Below are 19,168 nucleotides of genomic sequence, written 5' to 3'. Positions count from 1 at the left end.
GACCCTATATAGTGGCAGCGCGTGCCAATTGCTTGAGCCGATAGACGGTTTCCAACGCATCGCGAGGGGAAAGCGCATCCGCATCGATATCCGCGAGCAGCGCGCGGAGCGGATCGGGCGCCTCCTCCGCCTGCGGAGCGAGCGTCGCGGCGAAAAGCGGCAGGTCATCAAGCCCGGCGGCAATGCCGCCCGTCCGCGCCTTGCCAGCTTCCAGCTTCGCGAGCACGGCCTTCGCCCGCGCGACAACGGCCGGCGAAAGTCCAGCGAGCCGGGCAACCGCCAGACCATAGCTGCGATCGGCAGGACCGGGGCCGACCTCGTGCAACAGCACCAGCTCGCCCTTCCATTCGCGTGCGCGGACATGGTGGAGCGAAAGCGCGCCGAGCGTCTCGGCCAGGCGCGTCAGCTCATGATAATGGGTGGCGAACAGGCAGCGGCAAGAGTTCTGCTCGTGGATCGCCTCCACCACGGCCCAGGCAATCGCAAGACCGTCATAAGTGGAAGTGCCACGCCCGACCTCATCGAGAATGACGAAGCTGCGCTCGGTGGCCTGCGCCAGAATCGCGGCGGTCTCCACCATCTCGACCATGAAGGTGGAGCGGCCGCGCGCAAGATTGTCCGACGCGCCGACCCGGCTGAACAAACGATCGACAAGGCCCAGCGTCGCGCTCTTCGCCGGCACGAAGCCTCCGGCCTGCGCGAGAATGACGAAGAGCGCGTTCTGACGAAGGAAGGTGGACTTGCCGCCCATGTTCGGACCCGTGACCAGCCACAGCCGATCCTCCGGTGAAAGCGCGCAATCATTGGCGACGAACGGCGTGCCGCCCTTGGCCAGCGCCTCTTCCACGACAGGATGGCGGCCGCCCTCAATGGAAAGGCAGGGCTCCTCGACGAGCGCCGGGCGACACCAGCCCCCTTCGGTCGCCCGCTCAGCGAGCGCAGCGGCGACGTCGAGCCGGGCAAGAACGTCGGCGGCGCGGGCAATGGCATCCTTGCGTGTGAGAGCAAGGGCCGTCAGCTCTTCCAGATGCGCGGCTTCGGCAGCGAGCGCATGGGCGCCTGCCTGCCCGATACGCGTCGCCTGCTCATGCAGATCGATGGAATTGAAGCGGACAACGCCGGCCAAGGTCTGCCGATGCGTGAAGCCGCTTTCCTGCGCCATCAGCGCATCGGCGTGACGGGCGGGCACCTCGACATGATAACCCAGCACGCCATTGTGCCGGATCTTGAGCGCGGCAATGCCCGTTTCCTCACGATAGCGCGCCTCAAGCGCTGCCACCGCACGCCGCCCATCGCTCGCGGTGCGGCGCAGGTCATCGAGCGCGGCATCATAGCCCTCCGCGATATAACCGCCGCTGCTGGCCTCAGTCGGCGGCGTGGGAATCAGCGCGCGCAATAGTTCGTCGACCAGCGCACCATGACCGTCGAGCGCGGGAAGCAGACTCTCAAGCAGAGCGGGCAGGTCCGCCCGTCGCCCCATTGTCTCCCGCAGCGTCCGCGCCTGATCGAGCCCGTCGCGAAGCGCGCCGAGATCGCGCGGCGAACCCCGCCCGATAGCGAGCCGGCCAAGCGCTCGGCCGATGTCCGGCAGGGCACGCAACTTCGCGCGCAGTTCAGCGCGCAGCGGGGCGTCGTCGTGCAGCCATGCCACCAGATCGAGCCGGGCCTCGATTGCGCTTCGCTCGACAAGCGGCGCGGAAAGATCGGTCGCCAGTTGCCGTGCGCCGGCCCCCGTGACGGTGCGATCGATGCAGGCGAGAAGGCTCCCGGCGCGGGCACCACTGGTCGTCTGGGTGATCTCCAGACTCTCCCGCGTTGCCGGATCGAGCGCGAGACGATCCGCCGCGCCACCGCGAACAGGCGGGGCGAGAAACGGCAGGGCACCCTGCCCGGCATGATCGAGATAAGCGATGAGGCCGCCCAGCGCGGATAGTTCGGCGCGGGAGAAATCTCCGAACGCATCCAGCGTCGCGACGCCAAATACGCGCTTCATTTCCGCCTCGCCGCGCGCACTGTCAAAGCCCCGACTCTCGAAGGGGACGGCGCCCTCAATCCGCTGGGCCATTGCAGGGCGCGCCACGACTTCGCTGGCGCCGAGACGCGCAAGCTCGCTCTCGATCTGACCGGCGTCGAGCGTCACCACTTCCAGCCGCCCGGTCGAGATATCGGCAGCGGCAATCGCGACCGCGCCCGCCGCCTCGCCGATTGCGGCAAGGATATTGGCCCTGCGGCTGTCCAGCAGCGCTTCCTCGGTGAGCGTTCCCGCCGTCACGAAGCGCACAATCGCCCGGCCGACCAATGCCTTCGATCCGCGCGCCTTGGCCTGCGCGGGCGTCTCCGTCTGCTCGGCAATGGCCACGCGATGGCCCGCGCGGATCAGGCGGGCAAGATAGCCTTCCGCGCTGTGGACCGGCACGCCGCACATGGGAATGGGCTCGCCATCATGCTCGCCTCGGCTGGTGAGCGCGATGTCGAGCGTCTGCACCGCAGCCTTGGCATCATCGAAGAACAGCTCGAAGAAGTCGCCCATGCGGTAAAAGAGCAGGCTGCCCTCGGCCTGCGCCTTGAGAGCGAGATACTGCGCCATCATCGGCGTGGCTTGCGGGGCGTCGGCCATTGCCCCGCCCTAGGCGGCACGGCCGGGCCCCGTCAATCGCTCTGCAGGGACGGCGAAGCTGCCCTAATGTGAAGAAACATGCACTGGCGCAATGGACGGTTTCATTATGGGCGCAACCTGCCTAAAGCACAGTCTCGCCTCAGCCCCAGGATCGGATCGTTACATCTTATGGCAGATGAGTCTCATACCCAGTTTTCCGAACGCGAAGCCCTCCTCTTTCACTCCTTCGGTCGCCCCGGCAAGATCGAGATCGTCGCCTCCAAGCCCATGGCGACGCAGCGTGACCTGAGCCTCGCTTATTCCCCCGGCGTCGCCGTCCCCGTGAAGGCAATCGCAGACGATCCCGCCACGGCCTATGACTATACCGCCAAGGGCAATCTGGTCGCAGTGATCTCCAACGGCACCGCGATCCTTGGCATGGGCAATCTCGGCGCGCTCGCCTCCAAGCCAGTGATGGAAGGCAAGGCTGTCCTGTTCAAGCGCTTCGCAGACGTCGACTCGATCGACATCGAAGTCGCCACCGAAGATCCGCAGGCGTTCATCGACGCGGTGGCGCTGCTCGAGCCCACCTTCGGCGGCATCAACCTTGAGGACATCAAGGCGCCCGAGTGCTTCATCATCGAGGCTGCGCTCAAGGAGCGCATGAACATCCCGGTGATGCATGACGACCAGCATGGCACGGCGATCATCTGTGCCGCAGGACTCATCAACGCCCTCTATCTTACAGGCCGCGACATCAAGTCGATCAAGGTCGTCGTGAATGGCGCGGGCGCTGCCGCCATTGCCTGCACCGAACTCATCAAGGCCATGGGCGTGCCGGCCGACCAGGTCATCATGTGCGACCGCTCCGGCGTCATCTATCAGGGCCGCGCCGAAGGCATGGACCAGTGGAAGTCCGCTCACGCCGTGAAAACCGACGCGCGCACCCTCACCGATGCGCTGATCGGCGCGGACGTGTTCCTGGGCCTCTCCGCCAAGGACGCGCTCAAGCCCGAAATGATCAAGGATATGGCAGCCCAGCCGATCATCTTCGCCATGGCCAATCCCGACCCGGAGATCACGCCGCCCGCAGCCAAGGCGGCACGACCGGACGCGATCATCGCGACCGGCCGCTCGGACTATCCCAATCAGGTCAACAACGTCCTCGGCTTCCCGTTCATCTTCCGCGGTGCGCTCGACGTGCGCGCTACGGCGATCAACGAGGAAATGAAGATCGCGGCGGCGCAGGCGATCGCCAGCCTGGCGCGCGAGCAGGTGCCCGAGGAAGTGGCGCTGGCCTATGGTGGACGCAGCCACAGCTTTGGCACGGACTACATCATCCCCGCGCCGTTCGACCCGCGCCTCATGGAAGTCGTCCCCGCAGCCGTCGCTCAGGCAGCGATGGCAAGTGGCGTGGCGGGTCGCGCCATCGAGGACATGGCCGCCTATCGCCAGTCGCTGCGCGCCCGGCTCAACCCGACCACATCGGTGCTCACGCTCGCCTATGAAGGCGCGAAGGCCGAGCCCAAGCGCGTCGTCTTCGCCGAAGCGGAAGACGAAGTGGTGATGCGCGCCGCCATCCAGTTCCGCGAAGGCGGCTATGGCATTCCCGTGCTGGTGGGCCGCGAAGGCGTGCGCGACCGGCTGCGCGAAATGGGCGTGCGTGACGCAGACGAGTTCGAGATTCACAACAGCGTTAACTCACCGCTGACCGAGAGCATGATCGACATGCTCTACGAGCGTCTCCAGCGCCGGGGCTATCTGCGCCGCGACTGCGAGCGGCTCGTCAACCGCGATCGCAACATCTTCGGTGCGCTGCTGCTGAAGATGGGTGAAGCCGACGCGCTCATCACCGGCGTCACGCGCACCTACGCGCAGACGCTCCGCGATCTGCGCCTCGTGCTCGATCCTGCTGCCGGGCGGACGCCGTTCGGCATCCATGTGCTGGTCGGGCAGAGCCATACGGTATTCATGGCCGACACGACCGTCAACGAGCGGCCGAGCGCAAGCGAACTGGCAGACATCGCCATCGAGACGGCAGCAGTCGCACGGCGCATGGGCCACGAACCCCGCGTCGCCTTCCTGTCCTACTCCACCTTCGGCAATCCGTCGGGCAACTGGCTGGAAGGCATTCGCGAGGCGGTCGCCCTGCTCGACGAGCGCGGCGTGGACTTCGAATATGAAGGCGAGATGGCGCCCGACGTGGCGCTCAACCCCAAGGTGATGAAGAACTATCCTTTCGCGCGCCTCTCCGGCCCGGCAAACGTGCTGGTCATGCCCGGCCTGCAGTCCGCCAACCTCTCGGCCAAGCTGCTGCGCGAACTGGGCGGCGACTCGGTGATCGGCCCCATGCTCATCGGCATGGAAAAGCCGGTGCAGGTGGCGACGATGGCGTCCACGGCCTCCGAGCTGGTGACGCTCGCGGTGCTCGCAGCTGGCGGCATCGCCCGCTGATATACGAAAATGGGAGGCGGCGCGCCCATGTGCGTGCTGCCTCCCGCTTCCCCTAGCGGTTGGGGATCGTGCCTAAAACCGCCCTATTTGTCGCAACGATGAAAAGCCTGAGTGCGGCCCTGACGTGACCCGTCGCGCAGCAGGATCGTGCCGTCACGGCATTTGCCCGCGTCCGCATCTCCCACCACGACTACGCCATGATAGCTGCCCGCGGTCCAGTTCTGCGCGTCGCCGCTTGCCATCGCGGCCTCCATCGCGCCCGCCACTTGCGGAATGGATGCGAAATCGCCGGACCGGATGATGGCGGCAGAGGGCGGCGGCGCCTCCATGGGGATCGCGGCGAAGGCGATGGGGCTGGTCAGGCGATCGGCGGGCGCTGTGGCCGGATCGGCGGCCTGCTCGATCACGGCATGAACGGGGCGCGGCTTGCGATGCGCGGGAATGACGAAAAGCGCGCGGTCTCCCGCGGATACAGGGGATGCCGACCCGGCTGACGTCAGATCGCGAATCGCAATGGAGACTTCTCCCCGGCCAACCGCCGCGCCGGACTGCATGGTCCAGATATAGCCGGTCGCGCCAGTGACGAGGACGAGCGCAGTCGCAACGCCGAGCAGGAGCATGAAGCGCTCACCGATGCCGCGCCCTTCCGTCTCACGGCGCGCTGCAATCTGGTCCGCTGTGATTCGGGCATGGACGGGGCGGCTCTCCGCCGAGATTTCCTCACGCTCGCGATGGAAACCGATCTCGACACGGCCCATCGCGAAACGCCAGCGGCTGCGCGACGCGACATAGCGACGCCCCTGCGGCGCCTGGCCGGTGATGATGTCCTGCTGGCCCAACGGCTGCAGATCGCCGAAATGTTGCATCGGCAACCTCCTCCCTTACGGGCTATTCTGAGGCCTTATCCGGGGCAAGGCAAGCCCGGAGCCGGCGAGGATCAGCTGCCGTTCGGTCCAGGGCCAGCCGGGCCGGTCGCGGCGCCGCCACCGGCACCCACCGCGCCGATATTGCCGAAGATCTCGTCCAGCAGGCTGCGCTTGCGGCCAAGCGTCTGCGTCTTGCCGCCGGCGGGCGAGACATTGACGACCTGCTCCAGCCCGGAACGCGTGACACGCGACACATTGCCGGCATCGTCGAACTGCACCTGAAGCACGAGTTGATCTGTGGGGCTGGGCGACCCGAAGGCGAGCTGCCGGGTGTTACGCGCGACATAATACCAGCGCTCGGGGCCGAACTGCGACACGAACGTCGGGCGGCCCAGCGAGCCCTCCACCGACGCGCGATTATCGACACCGGCCGCAACCGAATCGGTGATAAGACTATCGGCAATGAAGCCCTGATGTCCGCGAATGCGCGAACAGCCCCCGGCGAGGAGGAGCAGGCATGCCGCGCTTGCGACCATCAATGGCCGGCTGCGGATCGAGGGCATGGACATCTCCTGAATAAACGCCGACATGGCTGAGCGGCGTGGCCATTGCATTGCCGCGCGCGCCAATCAATATGCAATCACCTGCCCGCGGGCAAGCGCACGAGCATGTTTCCGCCCGCTCTTCATGCAAAGTCGATAGATTCCACAGGCCGAACGACAGATGAACATCCTCTCCGCCCTCTTTCCGCGCAAGGACGATCGCGCCGCGCTGCGCCCGCTCTATGCGGCGCTCGTCGCGCAGGCACGGCAGCCGCATTGGTACGAAGAGGGGGCGGTGCCTGACACGATCGACGGGCGGTTCGACATGCTGGCGGCGACGGTCGCCATTGCGCTGATGCGGCTCGACGCGCTGGACGCACGCGTGGAGAGCGTGCAGCTCACCGAGATCTTCATCGAGGATATGGACGGACAGATCCGCCAGATCGGCTTTGGCGATCTGGTGGTCGGCAAGCAGGTGGGCCGGATGATGAGCGCACTGGGCGGACGCCTTGCCGCCTATCGCGCAGCCCTCGCGCCCGAGGCGGAGCCCGGAGCGCTGGGAGAGGCGCTGGTGCGCAACCTCTATCGCGGAGAACCGCCGAAACCGCAGGCTCTCGCCCACACCGACGCGCATCTGCGCGGCCTCCACGCGCGCGTTGCGGCCCGCCCGCTGGACGCGCTGCTCACTGGCGAAGTGGGCTGAGGCCGTGGCGGACACCCTACCCGAATTCTCTCGCATCATTCGTCTGAACGAAGTGGGTGACGGTCGCCGTGAGCGCCATGTCGCGGCCGACGAAGCAGAGCGCGCGGCGCTCGCCCGGCGCTTCGCTCTCGTTTCTCTCGACCGGCTTGAAGCGACTCTGCACGTGACGCCCGAAGTGCTGGGCTATCGCGTGAGCGGAACCCTGCAAGCCGAGCTCGCGCAGTCCTGCGTCGCGACCGGCGCGCCGGTGCCTGCGTCGCTGGAGCTGCCCTTCGCGCTGCTCTTCGTGCGCGACGGCACGAACACCGACTCGGCGGAGGAGGAAATCGATCTCTCCGACGAGGACTGCGACGTGCTGCCGCTCGAGGATGACAAAATCGATATTGGCGAGGCGGTCGCGCAAAGCCTTGCGCTCGGCCTCGATCCCTATCCCCGAGCGCCGGATGCCGAAAGCCGCCTGAAGGCGATGGGCGTGCTGAGTGAAGACGAAGCTGGCCCGTTCGCGGCGCTTGCCGCGCTCAAGGGCAAGAGCGGCAGCAGCGCGGCGGACTAAGACGCAGCCTCAGGCTGCGCGCGCGACCGCGATGGCAGTCGCGAGATCCAGACGCCCGTCATAAAGCGCCCGGCCCGTGATGACGCCCTCGACGCCCTCCTGCGCATGGAGGCTGAGCAGGCGGATATCGGCAATACCGGCGACCCCGCCGCTGGCGATAACCGGAATATCGGTCGCACGAGCGAGATCCACCGTCGCTTCCACATTGCAGCCCTTGAGAAGACCGTCACGCCCGACATCCGTGAAAAGCAGGCTGGCGACGCCCGCATCCTCGAACCGGCGGGCGAGATCGACGACCGGCATGTCGCTCTTCTCCGCCCATCCCTCGGTCGCCACGAAGCCATCGCGCGCGTCCACCGCCACGACGATTCCGCCGGGATATTCGGCGGCCATATCGCGAACGAACTGCGGATTCTTGAGTGCGGCGGTGCCGATCACGACGCGCGAAACGCCGAGGTCGATCCAGCGCTTCACCGCCTCCGGCTCGCGAATACCGCCGCCCAGCTGCACATGGCCCGGAAAAGCGGAGACGATGCTCTCCACTGCGGCCTCATTCACGGCCCGCCCGGCGAAGGCGCCATCGAGATCCACGACGTGAAGGAAACCCGATCCGGCCTGCGCGAACAGCATCGCCTGTGCGGCGGGATCGTCGCCATAGACGGTTGCCCGGTCCATATCGCCCTCCGCCAGACGCACGACCTGCCCGCCCTTGAGATCGATGGCGGGGAAGACGATGAAAGATGGCGTATCGGTCATGGCAGATCGGTCTCTTCAGGGCTTCCAGGCAAGGAAGCGGGCAAGGGTGGCAAGGCCATAGGCCTGGCTTTTCTCCGGGTGGAACTGGACGCCCAGAATCGTGTCGCGACCCACGGCAGCCGTGAGCGGTGCGCCATGATATGTCGTCGCGACGACATCGTCCGCGTCCGCCACCTCGAAATGATAGCTGTGCAGGAAATAGGCTTCGCCCGGCTCGACCAGCGCGCGCGCGCGCGCCGGCACCACGTCGTTCCAGCCCATGTGCGGCACCTTGATCGTGTCGTCGGTCGGCTCGATGCGGCGCACCGTCCCGCCGATCCAGCCCAGCCCCTCATGCCGGCCGAACTCTTCGCCCGCGTCCGCGAGCAGTTGCATCCCCACGCAAATGCCAAGGAACGGGCGACCATGCGTGAACACGGCCTCGCGCATGGCCGCTTCCATACCGGAAATGGCGCGCAGCGGCTCAATGCAGGCGCGAAACGCGCCCACGCCGGGCAGGACGACGCGATCGGCCTTCGCCACCACCTCCGGATCGGCGGTCACGATCACATCGGTTGCTCCCGCCGCGTGCAGCGCATTGTGCACGGAGCGGAGATTGCCCGCGCCATAATCAATAAGGGCGATCATCCCAAAAGGCTGCCGAGCGTCACGTCCGGAGAGACGCGGCTCGGCTGGAACTCGATCAGCTCCGTCGTGGCGACGCCGTTCAGCACGAACGGATCGTTGGCGACGAGGCGTTCGACCTCCTCGCGTTCGCCGCGCGCGATGAGGATGCCGCCGGTGCGCGGCACCTTGCGGCCCGCCAGCAGCAGCCAGCCCTGCGCCAGACTTTCATCCAGCCATGCGACATGGGCGGGAAGATGGCTGTCGAGCACGTCGAGCGGAGCCGTGTAGGTCAGCGAAACGATGAACATCGGCGGCCTTTCGATAGGACGGGGTCGCTCAGAGCAGACCCTTGGTGGAGGGGATGGCGTCGCTCTTGCGCGGGTCGATCTCGACTGCCTGACGCAGCGCGCGGGCCAGCGCCTTGTAGCAGCTCTCGACAATATGATGGTTGTTGGAGCCGTAGAGCATCTCGACATGCAGGGTCAGCCCCGCGCTCTGCGCGAAACTGTGGAACCAGTGCTCGATCATCTCCGTGTCCCACTCGCCAAGGCGGGTGGTGGTGAGCGCCACGTTCCACACGAGATAGGGCCGGCCGGAAATATCCAGCGCCACGCGGGTCAGCGTCTCGTCCATCGGCGCGTGCGCCTCGCCATAGCGGGCAATGCCGCGCTTGTCGCCGAGCGCCTTGGCCAGCGCCTCGCCGATCGCGATGCCCACATCCTCGGTGGTGTGGTGCTGATCGACATGCAGATCGCCCACGGCCTTCACCTGAAGATCGATGAGGGAATGGCGCGAGAGCTGCTCCAGCATATGATCGAAAAAGCCGATGCCGGTCGCGATGTCATAGGCGCCCGTCCCGTCGAGGTTGACGCGAACGTCGATCGCGGTCTCGCCCGTCTTCCTGCTGATTTCCCCGATACGCATGACGCCGCGCTATAACGGCGGAGCCGGGCAAGGCAATGCGGGAAATCACTGCCCGCCGCGCGATTTCCGCCCCGCTATTGCACGCTGCGCGCTTGACCCGATGGTCGCCATCGCTAGGACTGTGCCCCGTGGAAGAAACACCTGACAGCCTGATTCCTTACGACGAGATCGTTCAGGAGGCCCTGCGCGCCGTCGTTGGCCGCGTGCTCGGCGAAGTGCAGGCGAGCGGCAGCCATCTGCCGGGCGCCCATCATTTCTATATCACGTTCAAGACGCAGGCGCCGGGTGTCTCGATCCCCCGACACCTCGTCGAGCGTTTCCCGGACGAGATGACGATCGTCATCCAGCACAAGTTCTGGGATCTCAAGGTCGGCGACGACGTCTTCGAAGTGGGCCTCACCTTCAATCAGGTGCCCGCCCATCTCGTCATCCCCTTCGCCGCGATCAGCGCCTTCGTCGATCCGGCCGTGAACTTCGCGCTCCAGTTCCAGGTGGCGGGCAGCGACGAGCCGGAGCCGCATGAGGCAGCGGAGAATGACGAGCCCCGCGCCGTGCAGGAAGATAGCTCGAACGTCGTGACGGTAGATTTCGGCAAGAAGAAATAGCGCCGGCCATTTCGCCCGAACGTCATTTCCAGGAAGGCGACCTGTATCCATGACCGCAACGCGCACCGAAACCGACAGCATCGGGCCGATCGACGTTCCCGCCGACGCCTATTGGGGCGCGCAGACCCAGCGCTCGATCGAGAATTTCCCCTTCGGTGCGACCGAGCGCATGCCGATCGGCATTGTTCATGCGCAGGCGATTGTGAAGCAGGCAGCCGCGCGCGTGAACCGGCGGCACGGGCTGGATGCGGGCATCGCGGACGCTATCGAGGCGGCAGCGCAGAAGATCGTCTCCGGCGACCTTGACGATCAGTTTCCGCTGGTGATCTGGCAGACCGGCAGCGGCACCCAGACCAACATGAATGTGAACGAGGTGATCGCAGGCTACGCCAACGAACAGCTGGCCGGCACGCGCGGCGGCAAGGCGCCGGTCCACCCAAACGATCATGTGAACATGAGCCAGTCGTCCAACGACAGCTTCCCCACGGCGCTGCATGTCGCCACGGTGCTGGCGACCCGCGATCAGCTGCTGCCCGCGCTCGAAAAGCTGGCCGGCGCGCTGATGGCGAAGGCCCTGGCATGGGAAGGCATCGTCAAGATCGGCCGCACTCATACGCAGGACGCGACGCCGCTGACGCTGGGGCAGGAGTTTTCCGGCTACGCCGCGCAACTCATCAGCGCGAAAGCGCGGATCGAAGGCGCGCTGAACGGCAACATCCGCAAGCTGGCCATTGGCGGCACGGCGGTCGGCACGGGTCTGAATGCGCCGGAGGGCTGGGCGCCGGACATGGTCGCCGCGATCAGCACCATAACCGGGACGGCATTCGAGGACGCGCCCAACAAGTTCGAGCAGCTCGCCGCCAAGGACGGCCTCGTCTTTTTCTCGGGCGCGCTGAGCACGCTGGCGGTTTCGCTCACCAAGATCGCCAACGATATCCGCTTTCTTGGCTCGGGGCCGCGCTCTGGCCTCGGCGAGCTGGACTTGCCTGCAAACGAGCCGGGAAGCTCGATCATGCCGGGCAAGGTCAACCCAACCCAGTGCGAATCGCTGACGATGGTCGCCGCTCAGGTGATCGGCAACACCCAGGCCGTGACAGTGGGCGGGATGCAGGGCCACTTCGAACTCAATGTCTTCATGCCGCTGATCGGCGCCAATGTGCTCCGCTCCATCCACTTGCTGAGTGTGGGCATGGAGAGCTTCGCGGAGCGCTGTGTCGACGGGCTCAAGGCCAATGAGACACGCATCGCCGAGCTGGTCGACCGCTCGCTGATGCTGGTGACTGCGCTCGCACCCGAGATCGGCTACGACAATGCCGCCAAGATCGCCAAGCATGCGCATGCGCAAGGCCTGACGCTGAGAGAAGCAGGGCTGGCGCTCGGTCTGGTGGACGGCCCGACGTTCGATCGGCTGGTGCGGCCGGAGAATATGGTCTGATCGCACGCCCTGCGGGGGAACCGGCTGTCTCCCGATACATTGTGGAAGAAGGGCCAGGACAAAAGGGGACCGCCATGCCGAAGAGAGTCAAAACCGCGGAGCCGCCAGTCGTCGTCCGCCCGCCCAAAAAGCCGAGCCTGCTCAGAAAAGCGTCCCAGCTGGGCGCGACCATGATCGTGGCGCGCGTGGCGGCTGCAACGGGCAATAAGGGCGTGCTGGGCCTTGCCGCCGGCGTGGGCGCCAAACGGCTCATCATGCGCTACCCCATGGGCGCGATGCTCGTGACCGGCGCCTATCTTGCGCGCAAGCTCTACAAGGCACGACACGAAATCGACCAGAAGAGGCAGCCGAAGCTGCTCACCGATCAGCGGCGGAGCACGACCAGCCTGCGCGGGCGCGGCCGGATCAAAGAGCGGCCTGCCACTCCCTGATCGCGTCGATCGGTGAGACCAGCATGAGAATGTTGAGCGCCAGATTGTCCCGGATGATGATGAGCGTGCCGATCTCGAAAAGGATCGCGAGGGCGAGGGTCCATCGCCAGGGCAGACGAAAGGCGATGAGGAAGCCCAGCGCCATCATCAGCACATCGCTCACGCTGTTGAGAATGGAGTCGCCCGTATAGCCAATGGCGATGGTGGCGGCGCGGTAGCGATCGATGATGATCGGCGAATTTTCCAGAATTTCCCATCCGCACTCGATCGCCACCGCGATGGTGAGGCGCCACGGGACGGATGCGCGCGGCAGCAGCCAGTGCAGCGCCGCATAGAAGATCATCCCGTGAATGATGTGGCTGAAGCTGTACCAGTCCGCGATCTGCTGGCTGTTGTCGGGCGTGTTCACGCCGCCCCCCCACAGGCGCACCGCACCGCACGTGCAGATCGGCACCCGGCCCATGGCATAAAGCACCGCGATGGTCGCAATTAACAGCCCGGCAGCGACTGCGAAGGCCATCGCCTTCCTCATATCGAGACTATGCCCGCCCCCTGCCATCCACACCCCCGTTGACGCCGCCCCTGCACCGCGTCACTAGGGCAAATTCCGATGACGAGCAAAATCCAAGACAGCATCGCCGCGGCGCCCCGGCGTCGATCGAGCACCGAGGCCGATCCGCATGGTCTGCGACGGCGCGGCGTCCTCTTCGTCCTGTCCTCGCCTTCCGGCGCAGGCAAATCGACGATCGCGCGCAAGCTGCTCGCTGACGATCCCTCGCTGGAAATGTCCGTCTCCGCGACCACGCGCTCGCCGCGCCCCGGCGAAGTGGACGGCAAGGACTATCACTTCGTCGATCTCGCGACCTTCAAGGACATGGTTTCGGACAATCAGTTCCTGGAATGGGCGCATGTCTTCGATCACCGCTACGGCACGCCGCGGGCGGCCGTAGAGGAAATGCTGAGCGAAGGCCGGGACGTCCTTTTCGATATCGACTGGCAGGGCGCCCAGCAGCTTCACCAGATTGCCGGTGGAGACGTGGTGCGCGTGTTCATTCTGCCGCCCTCGATGATCGAGCTGGAGCGGCGACTGCGCGGCCGGGCGACGGACGCCGATGACGTGATCGACCGGCGCATGGCCCGTGCGCAGGGCGAGATCGCCCACTGGGACGGCTATGACTATGTGCTCGTCAATGACGACGCGGACAGCTGCTTCACCAAGGTGCGCACGATCCTGCAGGCCGAGCGGCTGAAGCGCAGCCGACAGACGGGCCTGATCGGGTTCATTCGCAAGCTCGGAAACATGGAAATCTGAACGGCGGGCCGGCACGAAGCCGGCCAGACGCGCTCAGGCGGTCATCGGCAAAGCCCCGCCATTGTCGATAAGCCCAGAGAGTGCGGGATCGCTCGCAGCCAGCTCGATGGTCGGCACGGCGAAGGGATTGCCGTCACATGTCGCCACTGCCCCCAGCCGCTCGAGCTTGGGCAGAAGTTCGGCCTGCACGCCTTCTGCAATGAGACGCAGGTGCTCCAGCGCTTCCTGATCGCTGCCGGCGGGGGCGCCGTTGATCTGCACCGTCTCGTGCTGACCCTGCAGGGTTTCGAGCATATATTCGGCCACGTCCTCAAATCCGCTCGCCAGCGCATGGAGGGCGATGAGTTCCAGCCGGCCGACCTTGATGCCGGCGCCGATGCCCGGTGCGGCGAGATACTGCGCCTGACCGCTATAGCGGGCCTGCCGGCACATCTCGCGGTTGAACCGGAGCGACGCGAAGTAATCTTCCGCAATCGTGTCCGAATCGGTCGCGAGGGCGAGGTAGCCCGTGCCCACCAGCGCCATCAGCGCCTCGATGAGCTGATCGGCATGCATATCCGTTTGCTTCGCGACGCTGCACAATTCGACGAAGCTGGCGACGCCACCCTCCGCTTCCTCCATGAAGCGCGCGATCGGTTCGAAGATGTCCGTCCGTAAGGGCACCTCACCAAAGCTGAAGTTGAGCGAAGAGGGGAGTGTTTCGATAAGCCCGGTCCGCACGAAGCTTGCCGTACACATGGTGTCGGATACCTCGTTTGCAGTGAGCGCGCGCGCGCCCTTCACGAAGACATCCGTGCGGAACTTGCGATTGACGAGGAAATCCTTGGTGAGCTCGCGCAGGGTCGGATCTTCGACCGTAGCGAGCATCGCGGTCATCTCGGGTGGCAGATAACGCTCGGCAATATTCTCCAGGATGTTTGCCGACGCGCCGTAAGTCAGTTTCACGCCGGCTAGCCTGTCGCTCACATCGGCAAAGCTCTCCGGCCGCCACTGCGCATTGAAATACTCATGCGCCAGATAGTTGCGGTCCTGCCCCTTCATGACATCGAGCCAGCCGGACGCGCCGGGCTGCGCGCCGAAATAGCCAGTGCCCATGTTTCGCACCTGATCGACGAAGGCGAGCGCCGCGTCCATGCGGCTGACTACACCGCCTGATCCGGCACGCTGATGATGCTCCCAAAGGAGGTGGCGCAGCGGCATGAGGGGCGACCAGCCCGGCACGACATTGTAGCTCATATAGAGCATGCCGCCGGGCTTCAGCCGTTCATCGACGATCTTCAGGATCGCCTCACGCCCTTTGTCCGAAACCCATGACCAGATGCCATGAAGCGCGATCACATCGAAGGCGGGAAGATCGTCACGCGCCGCAAAGGCTTCGAAGCTGTCATCGAAAATGTGGACGGGCTTGCCGCTCGCCTGCGCGAACCGCATTGCGTTGCCGGCCTGACTCGGATTGAAATCCGTGCCGTAATAGTCGCCGGACGCCGTCGTCGCGTTGATCGCCAGCGAAAGCCCCTGACCGAAACCCAACTCAAGATAGCTGGGCGAAGTGGAGACAGTGTGCCCGACGCCGCGCGAAAGCAGCGCCAGCTTCAGCCGCGCCGGGGACATCTCCGGGAAATAGCCGAACACATAGTCGATCTCGGAGACATAGCCTTCATTCCACATGGATTTTCCCCCTTCGGCCGGATCGCGCGCGTCGCGGCCAGCTTTGCGGAAGGGACGTAACGAGATGTGGTTAACAGGCCCCTACCATGAAGGGCGCCAGCGACGGCCTCAGGCGAAACCAGTGCGCAGCGGCCCGGACCAGTCCGACCGGCCCTCTGCATCCGCCTTGGCAGCGGCGCGTCTCCAGTCATAGCCGACACGGCGAAGCTCCGCGTACCAGCCCCCCTCGTACCGCGTCACGAGCGCATAGCGGGCGTGTGGCGATCCCGTTTCCATGACATGCGGATGCGGCCAGTCAGCCCGATAGGCTGGCAGGCCGACACTGCCCGGATTCACGAAGAGAGGCCCATCCGCCAAAGCGACGATCCGCGGCATATGGGTATGACCGCACAGAATGAGAGCCGCGTCGCTGCCGCTGGTGCGCTCCACCACTTCGGCAATGGTCGCGGGCCGCGCACCGGTGGGCGTCACCGTCTCGAGAAAACCATCCAGATCGCTGTCCGGCGTGCCATGCACCATCAGTGCATCCGGCGGGAGATCGCGCGTCGGCGGCAGGCTGGCCAGCCAACGCCACGCGGCATCGTCCAGCCGCTCGGCCGCGAACCGATCCGATTCGCACATCGTTTCGCGCGCCTCGGTGAGCAGCTGGCGCTCGTGATTGCCCGCGATCGTCGGGAGATCGAGCGCGATCAGGCGCGCGGCGGTTTCGGCCGGCCAGAGCGGTCCCGAAAGACTGTCCCCCAGATTGACGATCTGATCGACGCCATGCCTCTCGATATCGGCAAGCACCGCCTCCAGCGCCGGGAGATTGCCGTGAATATCGGAGAGGACAGCAATGCGCATCAGGCTGGCGCCGTCAGCACCTGCTGCCACAATTCGGCAAGATCCTCCGGGAACCAGGCCTCCTCAAGCCGGACCAGTTCGTCGGGTTTAAACCAGCGATGCGTGAGCATTACGGCTCGTTCGAGATCGGTATGACGCGCGGTGTCGATCGCCGCACTGCCGGCGCGGACATGGTAATAGCGCTCTTCCGCATCCACCGGCACGCCCAGAAGGGTGACGAACTGGACATGCCGCACCGCGATTTCGGCACCGGGATCAGCGTTGATCCCCGTTTCTTCCAGCAGTTCACGCCGTGCCGCCGCCGCATAGCTCTCACCCGGATCGAGCGCGCCGCCCGGCGTGCACCAGAAGGGCGGCCGATCGGCAGGCGTGAACCGGAACATGAGCAGTCGCCCGGCGGGGTCGGTAACGAGCAACCGCGCAGCCGGACGCAAAGCGCGCACAGGCTCGGGCGAGGCAACTGCCGTCATTCCCCCGGCGCCCGCGCCTTGATCGCAAGGGCATGGACGCGCTCGACCAGCAGATCGCCCAGCGCAGCATTGACAGCGCGCTGGCGCGCGACACGGGACTGGCCGGCGAACGCGGCCGCGACGATCTCCACGGTGAAGTGACTTTCCCCGCGCGCATCATGACCGGCATGACCGCGATGCTTTTCGCTGTCATCGATGACTGCCAGATAGTCTGGAGAAAGGGCCGCTTCCAGCCGCGCCTGAATGTCCTGCCCCACCGGGCCTAGTGAATGGTTCATCATTCTCCCTATATAGGCGGATCGGCGGGACGCGACAGCCCGCTGCCCCATATCAGTTTCAGGAATAGGGATTGACGAAGGACAGGGCATCAAGGGGCGAGACGCGCTCATCCGGCCGGTTTCACGGGCGGGTCGAGGGCGAGCCGCACATCTGCACCACAGAAGGATGCACGGAGCCGGGCGAGTTCCGCGCGCCGCCCGAGCAGCTGCGCCGCGCGGCCGATGGACCGCCGCAATGGCGCTGGTTCTGCCTGGAGCACATCCGCAGCTTCAACCAGCAATATAACTTCTTCCGGGGTATGGACGCCGAAGAGATCGAAGCGGCGCAGCGCCCTTATGCAGGGTGGGAGCGTGAGACGCGGGCATTCTCCGCCAATGCCGCTACAGGCACGCCGCCCCCGCGCTGGGCCGACTTTACCGATCCGCTCGACGCGATCGGCGCGCGCTTCCGGGCACGCATGGAAGCCGAGCGCCCTCGCGCGGACGGCAAGCCGCTTTCCGTCGAGGACCGCAAGGCGCTTGGCACGCTCGGCCTCTCTGCCGATGCAGACCGCAAGAGTCTGCGCACCCGCTACACTGAACTGGTGCGCCGCTATCATCCCGACCACAATGGGGGCGACCGGGGCCATGAGCACGCCCTGCAGGATGTGCTCGCTGCCTATGCCCATCTCCGCAAGGCCCCCGCCTTCGCCTGAGGTGAGGTTCCGGCCTTGCCGCTGGTCGCCCGCGCTGCCATAGCGCCCGGCCCCGCGGCCGGAGTATCACCCCATGTCAGATGTTGCCGTGACCGGTATGCCCGAGTCGCTGGGCCTTGATTTCGGCACCACTAACAGCGTCGTGGCGCTCGCTCACGAGCAGCAGTCACGTCTCGTCGACTTTGCCGGCGACAGGGCGACGGGCGCTGTGTTTCGCTCCGCCCTCTGCTTCTGGCATGACGATGTGCCCGGTGGCATCGCGCATGAAGCCGGGCCGTGGGCGATCGCCGAATATCTCGGCTATCCCGAAGGCGCGCGTTTCATCCAGTCCTTCAAGTCAGTCGCCGCCAGCCCGTTGTTCGAGACCGCCAGCGTCTTCGAGAAGCGGATGAGCTTCGAGGCGCTCGGCCAGACCTTCCTCAACCGCCTGATCGCCCATGCCGGCGGCACGCTCGACAAGCGGCCAGAGCGAATCGTGGTCGGCCGCCCGGTGCGATATGCCGGGTCGAGGCCCGACGAAGCTCTGGCTCGGCGGCGCTATGACGCCATGTTCCAGGACTTCGGTGCCAGCATTCATTATGTCTATGAGCCCCTCGGCGCGGCCTTCAGCTATGCCAGCCGACTGACCGAACCCGCGACCATCCTCGTCGCGGACTTTGGCGGCGGCACCAGCGACTTCTCCATCGTGCGGATCGCCGCCCCCACCGCAACGCGCCGGTGCGAACCGCTCGGATCAGCAGGCATCGGCATCGCAGGCGACCGGTTCGACTATCGCATTGTCGATCATCTCGTGCTGCCGATGCTGGGCAAGGGCGGCACATATGACTCGCTCGGCAAGGCGCTGGAAATCCCGCGCAGCTATTTCGCCGATTTCGCGGATTGGTCGCGCCTTGCGCTGATGCGTAACCGTCGCACCCTGGAGGAATTGCACCGCCTCCAGCGCGCAGCCCATGATCCCGACGCGATCGGCCGGATGATCCGCGTCATCGAGCAGGAACTGGGCTATCGACTCTATGATTCGGTCGGCACGCTGAAGCGCGCCTTGTCTGACGCAGAGACGGCGCAGTTCCGCTTCGAAGCAGGCGACATGCTGATCGAAGCCGAGGTCAAACGCGCAGATTTCGAGCGCTGGATCGCACCGGACATCGCCCGCATCGAAGAAACGGTGGACCGCGCCCTTGCCGACGCCGCCATGACCGCCGACCGGATCGACCGCGTGTTCCTCACCGGCGGCTCTTCGCTCATTCCGGCGATTCGCACGATTTTCGAGCGCCGCTTCACATCCGGACGCATCGCAAGCGGTGGTGAACTGACGTCGATCGCCCATGGCCTCGCGCTCATCGGGCAGGAGGAGAATCTCGCCGCCTGGGCAGCCTGACCCATGCAGAAAGGGGTAGACAGCCCCGATACCCGCTCTATCGACAGGCGCTT

At 65.7% G+C, this 19,168-nt stretch carries 21 protein-coding genes; 9 read left to right on the top strand and 12 right to left on the bottom strand.

Translation table 11 applies throughout. The features are described 5' to 3' along the window. Positions 1 to 4: 4 nt before the first annotated feature. Positions 5 to 2,617: a DNA mismatch repair protein MutS gene (gene mutS, locus ACNAOH_RS09070; protein ID WP_443969868.1), complete on the bottom strand. Its 2,613-nt coding sequence runs from the start codon at positions 2,615 to 2,617 to the stop codon at positions 5 to 7. A gap of 168 nt (positions 2,618 to 2,785) precedes the next feature. Between mutS and ACNAOH_RS09065 the strand changes: the two genes are divergently transcribed. After that, positions 2,786 to 5,050, top strand: coding sequence for an NADP-dependent malic enzyme (locus ACNAOH_RS09065; RefSeq protein WP_443969867.1), 2,265 nt, complete (start codon positions 2,786 to 2,788; stop codon positions 5,048 to 5,050). Between the two features lie 83 nt (positions 5,051 to 5,133). Here ACNAOH_RS09065 and ACNAOH_RS09060 read toward each other — a convergent pair whose 3' ends face one another. Both ACNAOH_RS09060 and ACNAOH_RS09055 read right to left on the bottom strand, forming a co-directional pair. Then, positions 5,134 to 5,916, bottom strand: a complete 783-nt coding sequence (locus ACNAOH_RS09060; RefSeq protein WP_443969866.1) for a hypothetical protein — start codon at positions 5,914 to 5,916, stop codon at positions 5,134 to 5,136. A gap of 71 nt (positions 5,917 to 5,987) precedes the next feature. Beyond that, positions 5,988 to 6,479, bottom strand: a complete 492-nt coding sequence (locus tag ACNAOH_RS09055; RefSeq protein ID WP_443969865.1) for an outer membrane protein assembly factor BamE — start codon at positions 6,477 to 6,479, stop codon at positions 5,988 to 5,990. A gap of 160 nt (positions 6,480 to 6,639) precedes the next feature. Between ACNAOH_RS09055 and ACNAOH_RS09050 the strand changes: the two genes are divergently transcribed. After that, the gene (locus ACNAOH_RS09050) at positions 6,640 to 7,161 is read left to right on the top strand and encodes a ubiquinol-cytochrome C chaperone family protein (RefSeq protein WP_443969864.1); all 522 of its coding nucleotides are present in this window, start codon (positions 6,640 to 6,642) and stop codon (positions 7,159 to 7,161) included. Positions 7,162 to 7,165: 4 nt separating this feature from the next. After that, positions 7,166 to 7,714, top strand: coding sequence for a YceD family protein (locus ACNAOH_RS09045; protein ID WP_443969863.1), 549 nt, complete (start codon positions 7,166 to 7,168; stop codon positions 7,712 to 7,714). 9 nt (positions 7,715 to 7,723) lie between these two features. On the opposite strand, the gene hisA is transcribed toward ACNAOH_RS09045, so the two are convergent. Genes hisA through hisB form a run of 4 tightly spaced genes read right to left on the bottom strand, consistent with a single transcriptional unit; the run spans position 7,724 to position 10,000 of the window. Beyond that, on the bottom strand, positions 7,724 to 8,470 hold the full coding sequence (gene hisA / locus ACNAOH_RS09040; RefSeq protein WP_443969862.1) for a 1-(5-phosphoribosyl)-5-[(5-phosphoribosylamino)methylideneamino]imidazole-4-carboxamide isomerase: 747 nt from the start codon (positions 8,468 to 8,470) through the stop codon (positions 7,724 to 7,726). A 15-nt stretch (positions 8,471 to 8,485) separates the two neighbouring features. Further along, the gene (gene hisH / locus ACNAOH_RS09035) at positions 8,486 to 9,097 is read right to left on the bottom strand and encodes an imidazole glycerol phosphate synthase subunit HisH (protein ID WP_443969861.1); all 612 of its coding nucleotides are present in this window, start codon (positions 9,095 to 9,097) and stop codon (positions 8,486 to 8,488) included. Beyond that, positions 9,094 to 9,384, bottom strand: coding sequence for a YciI family protein (locus ACNAOH_RS09030; RefSeq protein ID WP_443969860.1), 291 nt, complete (start codon positions 9,382 to 9,384; stop codon positions 9,094 to 9,096). The genes hisH and ACNAOH_RS09030 overlap by 4 nt, the downstream gene beginning before the upstream one ends. Before the next feature lie 28 nt (positions 9,385 to 9,412). Next, on the bottom strand, positions 9,413 to 10,000 hold the full coding sequence (gene hisB, locus ACNAOH_RS09025; protein WP_443969859.1) for an imidazoleglycerol-phosphate dehydratase HisB: 588 nt from the start codon (positions 9,998 to 10,000) through the stop codon (positions 9,413 to 9,415). 128 nt (positions 10,001 to 10,128) lie between these two features. Here hisB and ACNAOH_RS09020 point away from each other — a divergent pair, with 128 nt between their 5' ends. The 3 genes from ACNAOH_RS09020 to ACNAOH_RS09010 all read left to right on the top strand — a co-directional run bounded on the left by ACNAOH_RS09020 (position 10,129) and on the right by ACNAOH_RS09010 (position 12,471). After that, the gene (locus tag ACNAOH_RS09020; protein WP_443969858.1) at positions 10,129 to 10,605 is read left to right on the top strand and encodes an SspB family protein; all 477 of its coding nucleotides are present in this window, start codon (positions 10,129 to 10,131) and stop codon (positions 10,603 to 10,605) included. A gap of 49 nt (positions 10,606 to 10,654) precedes the next feature. Further along, positions 10,655 to 12,040 (top strand): class II fumarate hydratase, encoded by a 1,386-nt coding sequence (gene fumC, locus ACNAOH_RS09015; RefSeq protein WP_443969857.1) that lies wholly within the window; start codon positions 10,655 to 10,657, stop codon positions 12,038 to 12,040. Positions 12,041 to 12,114: 74 nt separating this feature from the next. After that, positions 12,115 to 12,471, top strand: coding sequence for a hypothetical protein (locus ACNAOH_RS09010; protein WP_443969856.1), 357 nt, complete (start codon positions 12,115 to 12,117; stop codon positions 12,469 to 12,471). On the opposite strand, the gene ACNAOH_RS09005 is transcribed toward ACNAOH_RS09010, so the two are convergent. After that, positions 12,446 to 12,991 (bottom strand): DUF2585 domain-containing protein, encoded by a 546-nt coding sequence (locus tag ACNAOH_RS09005; RefSeq protein WP_443969855.1) that lies wholly within the window; start codon positions 12,989 to 12,991, stop codon positions 12,446 to 12,448. The genes ACNAOH_RS09010 and ACNAOH_RS09005 overlap by 26 nt on opposite strands. A 90-nt stretch (positions 12,992 to 13,081) precedes the next feature. Between ACNAOH_RS09005 and gmk the strand changes: the two genes are divergently transcribed. Then, positions 13,082 to 13,783 (top strand): guanylate kinase, encoded by a 702-nt coding sequence (gmk, locus tag ACNAOH_RS09000; protein WP_443969854.1) that lies wholly within the window; start codon positions 13,082 to 13,084, stop codon positions 13,781 to 13,783. 33 nt (positions 13,784 to 13,816) lie between these two features. On the opposite strand, the gene ACNAOH_RS08995 is transcribed toward gmk, so the two are convergent. From ACNAOH_RS08995 to ACNAOH_RS08980, 4 genes are all read right to left on the bottom strand, one after another. Then, complete coding sequence (locus ACNAOH_RS08995) at positions 13,817 to 15,451, bottom strand: class I SAM-dependent methyltransferase (RefSeq protein ID WP_443969853.1); 1,635 nt, start codon at positions 15,449 to 15,451, stop codon at positions 13,817 to 13,819. A gap of 108 nt (positions 15,452 to 15,559) precedes the next feature. Then, entirely contained in the window at positions 15,560 to 16,324 is a 765-nt protein-coding gene (locus ACNAOH_RS08990) for a metallophosphoesterase family protein (protein ID WP_443969852.1), read from the bottom strand. Further along, entirely contained in the window at positions 16,294 to 16,764 is a 471-nt protein-coding gene (locus ACNAOH_RS08985) for an NUDIX hydrolase (protein WP_443969851.1), read from the bottom strand. The genes ACNAOH_RS08990 and ACNAOH_RS08985 overlap by 31 nt, the downstream gene beginning before the upstream one ends. Beyond that, positions 16,761 to 17,045, bottom strand: coding sequence for a BolA family protein (locus tag ACNAOH_RS08980; protein ID WP_443969850.1), 285 nt, complete (start codon positions 17,043 to 17,045; stop codon positions 16,761 to 16,763). The genes ACNAOH_RS08985 and ACNAOH_RS08980 overlap by 4 nt, the downstream gene beginning before the upstream one ends. Before the next feature lie 68 nt (positions 17,046 to 17,113). Between ACNAOH_RS08980 and ACNAOH_RS08975 the strand changes: the two genes are divergently transcribed. Both ACNAOH_RS08975 and ACNAOH_RS08970 read left to right on the top strand, forming a co-directional pair. Next, positions 17,114 to 17,737 carry a J domain-containing protein gene (locus ACNAOH_RS08975; protein WP_443969849.1) on the top strand — a complete coding sequence of 208 codons (624 nt, stop codon included), beginning with the start codon at positions 17,114 to 17,116 and terminating at the stop codon, positions 17,735 to 17,737. A gap of 73 nt (positions 17,738 to 17,810) precedes the next feature. Continuing rightward, the gene (locus ACNAOH_RS08970) at positions 17,811 to 19,115 is read left to right on the top strand and encodes an Hsp70 family protein (protein WP_443969848.1); all 1,305 of its coding nucleotides are present in this window, start codon (positions 17,811 to 17,813) and stop codon (positions 19,113 to 19,115) included. The last annotated feature ends 53 nt before the right edge of the window (positions 19,116 to 19,168 follow it).

The sequence above is a fragment of the Sphingobium sp. CR28 genome (assembly GCF_052327305.1).
Taxonomy (GTDB): Bacteria; Pseudomonadota; Alphaproteobacteria; order Sphingomonadales; family Sphingomonadaceae; genus Sphingobium.
Note: the sequence above shows the minus strand (reverse complement) of the source record. Positions and strands in the feature narration are given on the sequence as shown.

Coding starts and splice junctions, on each gene's coding strand:
- fumC (WP_443969857.1), top strand. CDS start 10,655: ATGACCGCAACGCGCACCGAAACCGACAGCATCGGGCCGATCGACGTT.
- ACNAOH_RS09010 (WP_443969856.1), top strand. CDS start 12,115: ATGCCGAAGAGAGTCAAAACCGCGGAGCCGCCAGTCGTCGTCCGCCCG.
- ACNAOH_RS09055 (WP_443969865.1), bottom strand. CDS start 6,479: ATGCCCTCGATCCGCAGCCGGCCATTGATGGTCGCAAGCGCGGCATGC.
- ACNAOH_RS08980 (WP_443969850.1), bottom strand. CDS start 17,045: ATGATGAACCATTCACTAGGCCCGGTGGGGCAGGACATTCAGGCGCGG.
- mutS (WP_443969868.1), bottom strand. CDS start 2,617: ATGGCCGACGCCCCGCAAGCCACGCCGATGATGGCGCAGTATCTCGCT.
- ACNAOH_RS09050 (WP_443969864.1), top strand. CDS start 6,640: ATGAACATCCTCTCCGCCCTCTTTCCGCGCAAGGACGATCGCGCCGCG.
- hisH (WP_443969861.1), bottom strand. CDS start 9,097: ATGATCGCCCTTATTGATTATGGCGCGGGCAATCTCCGCTCCGTGCAC.
- ACNAOH_RS08995 (WP_443969853.1), bottom strand. CDS start 15,451: ATGTGGAATGAAGGCTATGTCTCCGAGATCGACTATGTGTTCGGCTAT.
- ACNAOH_RS08985 (WP_443969851.1), bottom strand. CDS start 16,764: ATGACGGCAGTTGCCTCGCCCGAGCCTGTGCGCGCTTTGCGTCCGGCT.
- gmk (WP_443969854.1), top strand. CDS start 13,082: ATGACGAGCAAAATCCAAGACAGCATCGCCGCGGCGCCCCGGCGTCGA.
- ACNAOH_RS09065 (WP_443969867.1), top strand. CDS start 2,786: ATGGCAGATGAGTCTCATACCCAGTTTTCCGAACGCGAAGCCCTCCTC.
- ACNAOH_RS08970 (WP_443969848.1), top strand. CDS start 17,811: ATGTCAGATGTTGCCGTGACCGGTATGCCCGAGTCGCTGGGCCTTGAT.
- ACNAOH_RS09030 (WP_443969860.1), bottom strand. CDS start 9,384: ATGTTCATCGTTTCGCTGACCTACACGGCTCCGCTCGACGTGCTCGAC.
- hisB (WP_443969859.1), bottom strand. CDS start 10,000: ATGCGTATCGGGGAAATCAGCAGGAAGACGGGCGAGACCGCGATCGAC.
- ACNAOH_RS09005 (WP_443969855.1), bottom strand. CDS start 12,991: ATGGCCTTCGCAGTCGCTGCCGGGCTGTTAATTGCGACCATCGCGGTG.
- hisA (WP_443969862.1), bottom strand. CDS start 8,470: ATGACCGATACGCCATCTTTCATCGTCTTCCCCGCCATCGATCTCAAG.
- ACNAOH_RS09060 (WP_443969866.1), bottom strand. CDS start 5,916: ATGCAACATTTCGGCGATCTGCAGCCGTTGGGCCAGCAGGACATCATC.